A 10222-nucleotide genomic window follows, 5' to 3' on the forward strand; every position below is an offset into this window, starting at 1 on the left:
TCGTTTGATTAGGGGATTATACACTGCCGCTGCGGGGATGCTCACCATGCAGCGCCAGCAAGAGTCGCTGTCGAATAACCTGGCTAATATCAATACACCCGGATATAAAGAGGACGAGGGAGTCATCCGTTCTTTTCCGGAGCAGCTGATCATGCGGATTCGCGACCAGCAAGGGCCCGATATCCAGGGATGGCCCAATCCGCTGGGACAACCTGTGCCGATCGGGGGTCTGCACACCGGAGTGTACATGTCTGAGGCCCTGCCCAACTTTGCGCAGGGAGACATTCAGCAGACGGATAACCCTTACGACATCGCTTTGACAGACAATTTACCCGTTCCGGAAAACCCAGCGCAGATCAATGGAAAACCGGTGCAGCCGAAGCTCTTTTTCATGGTCGCCAAACTGGAAAACCGGGAACAACTGACTGGGCCCGTCCAGGTGGAGCAGATTCGCTACACGCGTAGCGGGAATTTCAACGTAAACCCGGACGGGTACCTGGTGACGGCAGACGGCTATTACGTGCTGGACCGGGAGCGCCAACCCATTCAGATAAACAATCTGCCGGATGGCTTCGGGAACACCCTCAACGTGGGACAAGACCTGAAAATTTCAGCCACCGGAGGGCTGTATTATCCGAACCCGGCCGATCCGGCGGGGAGAGATGTACCGCTCACCAACCCCAATTCACTGGATATGGTGGAAATCGGGCTGACACGCGTAGACAACCCGTATGAGCTGGTACGGGAAGGGAACAACGTCTATCGCTACCAGGGAGCAGCGCAGCTGGAACCGATCGATCCTGCAGATCCGGCAGTGAACGGATATTTCGCGCTGCGCCAGGGATGGATTGAACGAGCCAACGTCAACCCCACCCGCACGATGACAGACATGTTGGCCGTTCTGCGAGCCTATGAGGCAAATCAACGGGTCATTACCACCCTTGACGGTACGATGGACAAGGCCGTGAACGATATCGGCCGGGTTAACGGATAGAGGAGGGGGAACATAGATGCAGTCTCTCAATATTTCCGCAGCAGCCCTGCGCAGCGTTCAGAACGCCCTCGACAACACGGCGAATAACCTGGCCAACGTGGATACTGTCGGATATAAGCGGCGCAGTGTATCCTTTTCCGAATTGTTGACGGATTCGATGAACGATCAACCTGTCACTGATAAGGGCAGCCGCAGCTCTGCTCCGGGACTTCGGATCGGCAGCGGGGTAAAAACGGGCATGACCCGGATCGATATGAGCCAGGGAAGCGTGAAGACGACAGATGTCCCGTCTGATCTGATGATTGACGGCGAAGGTTTTTTCCTCGTGCGGTTTGGCAACGAATATCGACTGACCCGCAACGGCCATTTTCACTTTCAAAGACCGGAGGCTGACGGGCCGATTCAGTTGGTGACCGCAAATGGCGGGGTTCTCGTCGATGATCTGGGGAATCCAATCGAAATACAGGGCGAAGGCAGTATCGAGATTCGGCGGGATGGACAGATTTTGGTAAATGGAGAGCCCGATCTCTACGGTGCTCACATCCCGGTATTCCAAGTTCCTGATCCTGACCAATACATCCAGGTGGGCGACAACGAATACCTTCTGAACGATCCGGTAGCAAATCCGCCGGCGCTAAACATTCTGAACATCAACCCGGCCAATCCGGAAAGCGCACCCGTCATCCGGCAGGGGGCTCTGGAGGTATCCAACGTCGATCCCAATCAGGAGATGTCCCAACTGGTCGTACAGCAGCGGGCATTTCAGTTAAATTCCCGGGCGATTGCGATCAGCGATCAAATGATGGGGATTGCCAATTCGCTGCGCAGCCGTTAATCTTAACAGGTAATCAGGGTTTCGCCAAAAGGGGCGAAACCCAAGTTTTCTACAAGGTTGGAGGAAATGCTGATGGAACAGACAGAACGTCGCCGCCGCCCGAAAGAGATGGAGAATGACCAACACACCAAAGTGAAAAAAGGCGGGGCCTGGGTCTTCGTTGCCGCCAAGATCCTGAGCGTTCCCTTTTTACTCTTTTTATCCCTCGTCGTCGGCTTGATGATCGGTTATGGAGTAATCGGCAAGTCCCCTGTCTCGGAAGTGTTTGATTTCAAGACGTACAAGCATATCTACGATCTGATTTTTTCCACTACTTAGGGACAATGGCTGAAGGTCTTCTTCATGCAGGGGAAGGCCTTTTTGCACTGCCTGCCCGAAACGGTTGATGTGCCCCACCGTTATGGGTATAATAAATGAGTGCTCTTTAGATACGGAGGGATGTCGATGAATGTTCCGAATGCGCTTACTGTATTCCGCATCGTACTGATCCCTGTTTACCTGCTGATCTTTTTTTCGTCCCTGCCGAATCATATTCAGATTGCCTTTTTTATTTTGATTTTGGCCGGTTTAACGGATATAGTAGATGGTTATATCGCTCGTACATACAAAATGGTAACCGAATTTGGAACGATGATGGACCCACTCGCAGACAAGCTGATGATGCTTACCGTCATCACGTCTTTTTACCTGACAGAGCGGATTAGTGTTTGGGCCGCCCTGTTTTTCTTTGCGCGCGATGTCGGGATGATTGTCGCTTCTGCGATCTTCCACTTTCGCGGCAAAAAGACGGTCCCGGCCAACGTATACGGCAAGATTACGACCGTGCTGTTTTATCTGGTATTCACGCTGGTCATGTTCCGCTTTCCGTATGCGGAGTATTTTCTCTGGCTTGTCATCGCATTTTCCTTCATCACGAGTGCGATATACATACTGAAATTTCGTTTACTCAACAAGATGTATTGAGGATGGGAAAAGAGCACTCCCTGTAAGAGGAAGTGCCCCTTTATCTTAATCCCGTACAGGTGTAACGGGAGTAGGTATAGTCTAAGTCCTCAAGGATTGGTTCATACATGATCAGGTTGGCTAAAATGTTGGAAAGGGGCTTTGCCAATGGAACGCGAAGTTGTTCTCGATATTGCCCAAATTCAGGAGATTATTCCCCATCGCTATCCGTTTTTGCTGATAGACCGCATCGTGGAACTGGAGATCGGGAAAAGAGCGGTCGGCATGAAGAACGTGACGATTAACGAGCCGTTTTTTCAAGGGCATTTTCCCGGTTATCCGGTCATGCCGGGGGTTTTGATCGTAGAAGCCCTGGCCCAGGTTGGTGCCGTTGCCGTTTTGAGCATGGAGGAAAACAAAGGGAAGCTGGCTTTTTTTGCCGGCGTTGACGGATTCCGCTTTAAGGATCAGGTAAAGCCGGGAGACGTTTTGGAGTTGGAAGTGGAAATGACTCGCCTGCGTGCTTCATTCGGCAAGGGACAGGGAATTGCCCGGGTCGCCGGAAAAGTGGTGGCCGAGGGTGAACTGATGTTTGCCTTGTCCCAAAATGAGACACATTCATGATTTATCTTGAATGTGTCTTTTTTTTGGAGTAGAATTGCTAGGATACAACTTATCCAGTTGGAGATAAAGTTATGAGTACAGCAAGAATTTTGAACGTGCCGTTTTCAACCAAAAGTTTTCATGAAACTGTTTCAGATTTGGCGGAGCGGGTAATGTCAGGTGAAGGGACCCATGTCGTCACGGCCAATCCTGAAATCGTCATGCTGGCTCAAAACAATCAGCGTTTCCAATCCATCTTGGAACAAGCCTACGTAGTCCCTGACGGTATAGGCATCGTATACGCCGCCAAGTGGCTGGGGCTTCCGATTAAAGACCGGGTAACGGGAATTGAGCTGGTGGAAGCCATGATGGAGCGAGCTGATCGGCACGGATGGAAGGTGTTCCTGTTCGGGGCCTCTCCCGAAGTAAACCAACTGGCCGCTGAAAAACTGGCGAAACGGTACCCGGGAGCTGTCATCGCAGGCCGCAGAGATGGCTTTTTTAGGCAGGAAGAATCGGCAGAAATTGCTCAAAATATAGCTAAGCAAAAGCCGGATATTCTCCTCGTTGCGCTCGGAGCTCCAAAACAGGAAGAATGGATTGCCGCGTACCGGGACCTGCTGCAAGTACCTTTGATGATCGGTGTTGGCGGGAGTTTTGACGTCATTGCCGGGAAAGTAAAACGCGCTCCCATTTTGTGGCAGCGTCTTCATCTGGAGTGGCTGTACCGATTGATGAAACAACCTTCTCGTTGGAAACGACAGCTTGCCATTCCGCGGTTTGTCTGGAAAGTTCTTCGCGAAAAGCGGGGGCAGCGATTGCAATCGCCATCGTAGGAGAGGAGAACTCATATGCCAATCTATCTATACGGATTTATCACGTCACTGATCATCGCATTGATTGCGACACCATACGCAAAAAAATTGGCTGTAAAAGTCGGTGCGGTGGATACGCCTGACCATAGAAAAGTTCACACGAGGGTCATGCCGCGGATGGGCGGTTTGGCCATTTACATTGCATTTGCCGTTGCATTCTTCGCCTTCGTGCCGCAAACCCGGGAAATGCTCGGCGTTTTCCTCGGGGGAACCATCGTGATGCTCGTCGGGATGATCGACGACAAGCTGCAGTTGTCTCCCAAGTGGAAACTTCTCGGACAGCTGGTGGCGACGGCAGTGGTGGTGATTCCCTTTGGACTGAAGGTCGGCATCGTCGAATTGCCTTTTGGCGGAAGCATCGATTTCTCCAAGGGCTGGCTCGCCTTGCTGGCGATCCCGATCACGATGATCTGGATCATTGGCGTGACCAATGCCGTAAATCTGATCGACGGGTTGGACGGACTGTCAGCCGGGGTCTCGGGGATCGCGACTGCTACGATGGCAGTGATGGCGATCATCATGGCTGATTTTAACGTGGCGATCTACTGCTTTGTATTGCTCGGCGCGATCGTCGGATTCCTGTTTTTCAATTTCCATCCGGCGCGCATCTTTATGGGAGACACAGGATCGCTGTTCCTCGGGTTTAACCTTGCGGCGCTATCGATCATGGGCTTCAAGCAAGCGCTGTTCGTCTCCTTTATCATTCCGATCGTCGTACTTGGCGTTCCCCTATGGGATACGTTTTTCGCAATTGTCCGCCGGATTATCAACAAAAAGCCGATCTCCAGTCCCGACAAGGGGCATTTGCACCACTGCCTGCTGAACATGGGGCTGTCCCACCGGGCAACTGTGATTACAATTTATGGAATGAGCATTTTCTTCGGCGCTACGGCGATCCTGTTGACGAAAGTGGTGCCAAATACCAAGGCCGCCCTGTGGACGTCGATCATTACGCTGGCTGTGCTGCTGTTCATCATCCACATGGCCACAGAGGTAGTCGGTCTGGTCGGCCGGCGTCATCGCCCGCTGATCAACGCCTATCGACGGTTGAGATTAAAATACGTAAGAAGAAGTTCATGATTGTAATGAATTTTACCGCCTGATCCAAAGGGCGGTTTTTCCTTTTTCGAAGGCCTGCGATTCTGCGGGCCTCTTTTTCGATTTAGCCTAAAATTTGGAGGTTAACTTGCCGATAAACAATAGTATAGAGAATAAGAAAGAGTGAATATGTACGGGTGGAGGTGGAATTTCAAAACGTTTTTCCAATCAGAAATTCCCGGAAACATGGACAATACATATGGAGAGGTGAAATAGAGTGCATTTCGTAAAGCTGAAAAGTAAGCCGTGGCTGGCTGCTGTGATGGCGTTCATGCTGCTGGTCTCCAATTTGTTCGCGGCTGGGGCTGGGGTTGCGGATGCGGCAACGCAAACGAACAGCGATTGGACCATCGATATTAATGACACGGATTACAAATCGTTTGACAGTACGAAGCCCAATTCGGATTCCAATCCGATCATCGTAACGAATAGCCGCGTATACGATGTGAAGTTCAAGTATAAAGATGCATCTTTTGACACCAAGAAGGCAACGGTCAAGGTAGACAACGCAACGGTGACAACGGTTCCTTTTTCCGGGGATACCGTTACCCTTGACAAGGAATTGCCGCTGCGGAAAGATGGGAGGTCAACCATCGTCACCATCCAACCGGAAGGCTCTTCTGAAATCGGGAAGTTCTACGTGAAATACGTAGAGTCTTATATTTACTACAGCCAACTGTACGAAGACGTAAACTTGAAGATTCAGAACCGTCCAGCCGATGGTACTGGCAAAAGCTTCGACAATCCCACAATATCCAATAGCAGTACGATTCCACAATTGGACCTGGTATACAATCGTGCCAGCGACAAAAAGCCCAGCTTCGAAGTCTGGGTCGGCGGAGTTGTCAAGAAGACATTGGGGCCATTCGATTATCCGGCCAGCGGGAACCTTACTTTTCAGGTAAAGGATATCGATCTGAATCCGGGCGACAACACGGTTGTTATCTATGCTGTGAATACCGGTGAAGTTGCGACTATATACTATAGATACAATTCCGGTGAGACCCCGATTACGGTTGAAGGCTTTGGGGATAAAGGGAAAAGCATAAGCGATCCGGTTATTTACGGCGATTCAAAGATCACGTTAACCGGTTATTTTGGCTCTGATGTAATCGGCAGCAACCTGCGGCTGAAGATCACGACGAGCAACGGCCAAACCCAGGATTTAAGCAACATGGCACCCACCATTAGCGGTTCGAGATACACGTTTAGCGACGTCAACCTTCAGCCGGGATTAAATCAGATCTCCTTCTACGAAAAAGTAGGCAATATCACGAAGGAAATCTTCAAATTTTACGTACAGTACAACAATACGCCGATTGTCAGCAATCTAAAAGTGGAAGACACTCCGCTGAATGATTCCGCGCTGACGGTGATCACCATACCATCGGCCAACCGCTTGACTTTAAACATGGAGGGTGACGCCAGAAACGCCGACACGGTCGAAGTGACCAACACCCGTACAGGCGATGTCATCAAGACGAGTGCCAGCCGAACAGGCGTATTCAGTCTAAGGCTTCCCACTCAGCTTGGCGAAAATGAGCTGGAGATTCGAGCGTATAATGCCAACAAAGAAGTAGGCGTTATAAAACGGAAAATCCTTGTCGTGACCACTTCTGCCAATGATGCTGATCTGTTCTACCAGGTTTCCTTTGGCGGAGTTGAGTTGAAACCGGACCGTACTGTTTCGGTTCCCGGGATTGGCAGCCCGACTACAAGTTCGCTAACCCTGTCGGGTCAAGCGCTGATCCGTTTCGTCGAGACTCCTGGTCAGCAGGAACTTGACAAGTTTACTCTGACCATCCAAGAGGTTGGCAATTCGACCAACAGTCAGACCTTCACAGTGACAGCGACGCCAGGCACCAGCGGGCAAAGCAATTTCTCGCTTTATCAGATCGATTCGACAGTGACTGGGTTCCTGGAAGACGGGAAGACCTATCGGGTGAAACTTGGCTACAATTATCTGACACCCGATACCAATGGGGATTTGACTGTCAACAACCCGATTGAAATTGCCAATTACCAGTACGAATTCACCTATGCGGATGAAGGCAAACCGAGATTTGTCAGCGTCACCCACCCGCTGACGGGCATACCGCTTTCGACGACGGGGGAAAACATCATTTCCGAGTCTCCGTACAAGGCGATTGTCAAGACCTTTAAAATGGGAACGTCCGGCATACCTGACAAGAGCAAAATCAGTGTCTATTACAATACGACTGCCCTGACGTCAGGGGTTGATTACGAAATAACCAATGAGCAAGCTGTTTCAGGCCAGCCCGATTACGGGACTTTCCTGCTGCAGTTAAACAAGCTTCCATCAGGCCAAGGGAAGATAACCATCTACTACGACAAGGGTGGATCGGACGAGAAGGAAATTAGCTTGCCGGTCAATGTTCACATCGCGCCGTACCTGCAATTCACCTATGTAGATAAACTGGGTGATGTAAGGGCCTTTGAAGATGGTTTTACCTTGCAGGATGAGAACGAGATCCGCCAGTTGGACGCAAAGGTGTACAATTATCCGCTGCAAAAGCAGGGCGGCAAGTGGAATTTCACAGTGAAATTAAACGGCACCGAAATAGCAATTGATGACAGCGATGTAAATGTTTCCAATGGAAAAAACGAGTTCCGGCTTGTAAAATCAAAGCTGGCCTTTAAAAAAGGCAACAACGAGCTCAAGGTCGAACTGACGGATGAACCGAAAGTAACCTTTACCTACAATGTATCGTTTTTCACCTCCAAACTGCCAAGCATTGAAAATGTCAAGCTGGAGGTAGAACAAAACAACAACAAAACAGAACTGACCAAAAAGACGACAGACACGTCTTATCGCACAGAAGCATCCTTCTTGCGCAGCTTTTCTTTTGACGCGAAAAACGCCACCCGCGTCTACGTTGAGAAAAACGGCAAGCGGATCATCGACTACCGTTACAAAAACGGCGACTGGGAGATCGAAGACAGTCAGGAGTATATAAAAGCCAAACGGGAAGCATCGGTGAACAGCGAACTGGAAAAAATCTTTGAATCTCGCAACTTTTCATCAACGTCCCGCAGCGGCAGTTTCAAGGCAGAGATGAGCAGTTCCCAGAACGGAAGTCTGGTTGAAGAAGTGCAGCGCGCTGTTACGCAGCCGGAAGATCAAGACCAGCTCTTGGCGCTGTTCCCGCTGACCTTGTACAAAGGCGGGGATACAATCTATACCATCGTCGCTCAGGATGACCTCGGTTCTGTCGTCCGCTATGATGTGACGATCACGCAGAGTTCGGCAAGCTGGCAAATTCTCTCGCCTGTAAAAGAGCGGGAAACCGACCAGTACATTGTCGTCAACACGAACAACGTGCCGATTCGGATTTTCGCGGAGAAAGCGGACAAGGTGCTGTTCGGGAAGACAGAAGCGACCGTGCTCAACACCACCAAGCCGGATTTTGAATACGACGACGATCTGGGCAGGATGGTTCCGCAAACCTACTATGTATTCGAAGCGACTGTTCCGCTGAAAAGCGGCTTAAATACGGTGAAGTTTACCGTTCAGGTCGGCAATAACAAGTACAACGACGAAGTGTTGATCTACAACGCCAACGCCGCGGTAGACGGAGCGATCTATCGCGACGTGCTTGGCAAAAAGACCAGCTTCAGCGTGTTTGAAAAGGCTTTTGAACTGAAATTCCCGTCCGGAACGGTTCTGCTGTCTCCATCCGACAACCGTGCCGGCAGCGAAGTCCGCAATCCGAACAGAGACATCTTTACCGATGTGCCGCTGTTCTTCGGTATCGCTGACCGTACGACGGGACAGGTAAGCATCCCGGGGAACCGTATGGAGTCGAGCCTGACCCTGGATACGGAGTTTAACTACGCAAGTCCGCTCTACTACGTAGACGCGGGTGATGTAGACGCTCCGGTAGGAAGAGATCCATACTTCAACGATAAAGGCATCATCAACGGCCGTGAAGTAAATATGGACCGTTTCCCGAGCCGCTACAAGGATAACCTTGTGCCAAGCAAAGAGGGAACGCTGACGATCAAGTACGATCCTTCGATCGTCAATGCGGCCAACACCATTCTCACCGTCTTCTACAACGATGGCGGAGGCTGGAAGAACGTAGGAGGAACAGTAAGTACGAGCAAAAAGACGATTACCGTTCCATTCCAGGGCTTTGGTTATTACATGGTGATGAAGACGAGGGAGACCTTCGATGACGTGATCAACCATCCATTTGCCCGGAATGACATGGAGACGCTTTTTGCCAAAGGAATCATGCCGAATTACTCAGGCAACTCTTTTGGTGCCAATCTCAATATTACCCGCGGCGAATTTGCCACGATGATCGTCAAGGCGCTCGATCTGCCAATTAAAGCAGGCCCCTACGAAGACAGCAACAAACAAAACCCGTTGGAGCCTACTTTCTCTGACGTGCGTCCAAGCCGGGACACATGGGACTACCAATACGAATACATCGAGACGGCAGCCCGCGCCGGTATTGTACGCGGCGTACAGCCGGGTTATTTCCGCCCGGATCAACCGCTGACCCGGCAAGAGGCAGCGATTATGATCACCCGTGCGATGAACCTGAAAACGACAGGTACTCCGGACGCGGCAAAACAGTCGCTGGCCAAGATGTATACGGACGCCCAGCAAATCGACTACTACGCGCTTCATTCCGTATTGGCGGTCAGCAAGGCCAATATCATGAATGGCGAGCCAGTCGATCCGACGGCGAAAAAGCCGCAGTACCGCTTTAAGCCGACGACCAACCTGACCCGCGCCGAAATGGCGACGATCACGGTACGGATGATGATTCAACTGAAGAAATTGCCAAAACAATAAGCTGGCGCAAAAAATCCCTTCCCGCTGTCCGGGAAGGGATTGCTCTT

General features: G+C 50.8%; 8 protein-coding genes. All 8 read left to right on the top strand.

Annotated elements, in window-relative coordinates:
• Window positions 1-4 precede the first annotated feature (4 nt).
• The 8 genes from HGBM_RS10695 to HGBM_RS10730 all read left to right on the top strand — a co-directional run bounded on the left by HGBM_RS10695 (window position 5) and on the right by HGBM_RS10730 (window position 10175).
• Window positions 5-994 (top strand): flagellar hook-basal body protein, encoded by a 990-nt coding sequence (locus tag HGBM_RS10695; protein ID WP_019121105.1) that lies wholly within the window; start codon window positions 5-7, stop codon window positions 992-994.
• A 16-nt stretch (window positions 995-1010) separates the two neighbouring features.
• Window positions 1011-1829 (top strand): flagellar hook-basal body protein, encoded by an 819-nt coding sequence (locus HGBM_RS10700; protein ID WP_019121106.1) that lies wholly within the window; start codon window positions 1011-1013, stop codon window positions 1827-1829.
• Between the two features lie 72 nt (window positions 1830-1901).
• The gene (locus HGBM_RS10705; RefSeq protein WP_019121107.1) at window positions 1902-2147 is read left to right on the top strand and encodes a DNA-directed RNA polymerase subunit beta; all 246 of its coding nucleotides are present in this window, start codon (window positions 1902-1904) and stop codon (window positions 2145-2147) included.
• Between the two features lie 126 nt (window positions 2148-2273).
• Window positions 2274-2792: a CDP-alcohol phosphatidyltransferase family protein gene (locus HGBM_RS10710; RefSeq protein WP_019121108.1), complete on the top strand. Its 519-nt coding sequence runs from the start codon at window positions 2274-2276 to the stop codon at window positions 2790-2792.
• A gap of 147 nt (window positions 2793-2939) precedes the next feature.
• Window positions 2940-3395 (top strand): 3-hydroxyacyl-ACP dehydratase FabZ, encoded by a 456-nt coding sequence (fabZ, locus tag HGBM_RS10715; RefSeq protein WP_019121109.1) that lies wholly within the window; start codon window positions 2940-2942, stop codon window positions 3393-3395.
• Window positions 3396-3466: 71 nt separating this feature from the next.
• Window positions 3467-4210 (top strand): WecB/TagA/CpsF family glycosyltransferase, encoded by a 744-nt coding sequence (locus HGBM_RS10720; protein ID WP_019121110.1) that lies wholly within the window; start codon window positions 3467-3469, stop codon window positions 4208-4210.
• A gap of 15 nt (window positions 4211-4225) precedes the next feature.
• Window positions 4226-5329, top strand: coding sequence for a glycosyltransferase family 4 protein (locus HGBM_RS10725; protein ID WP_019121111.1), 1104 nt, complete (start codon window positions 4226-4228; stop codon window positions 5327-5329).
• Between the two features lie 235 nt (window positions 5330-5564).
• Complete coding sequence (locus HGBM_RS10730) at window positions 5565-10175, top strand: S-layer homology domain-containing protein (RefSeq protein WP_019121112.1); 4611 nt, start codon at window positions 5565-5567, stop codon at window positions 10173-10175.
• Window positions 10176-10222: the final 47 nt, after the last annotated feature.

The sequence above is a fragment of the Brevibacillus massiliensis genome, assembly GCF_000311785.1.
GTDB classification, from domain to species: Bacteria; Bacillota; Bacilli; order Brevibacillales; family Brevibacillaceae; genus Brevibacillus_C; species Brevibacillus_C massiliensis.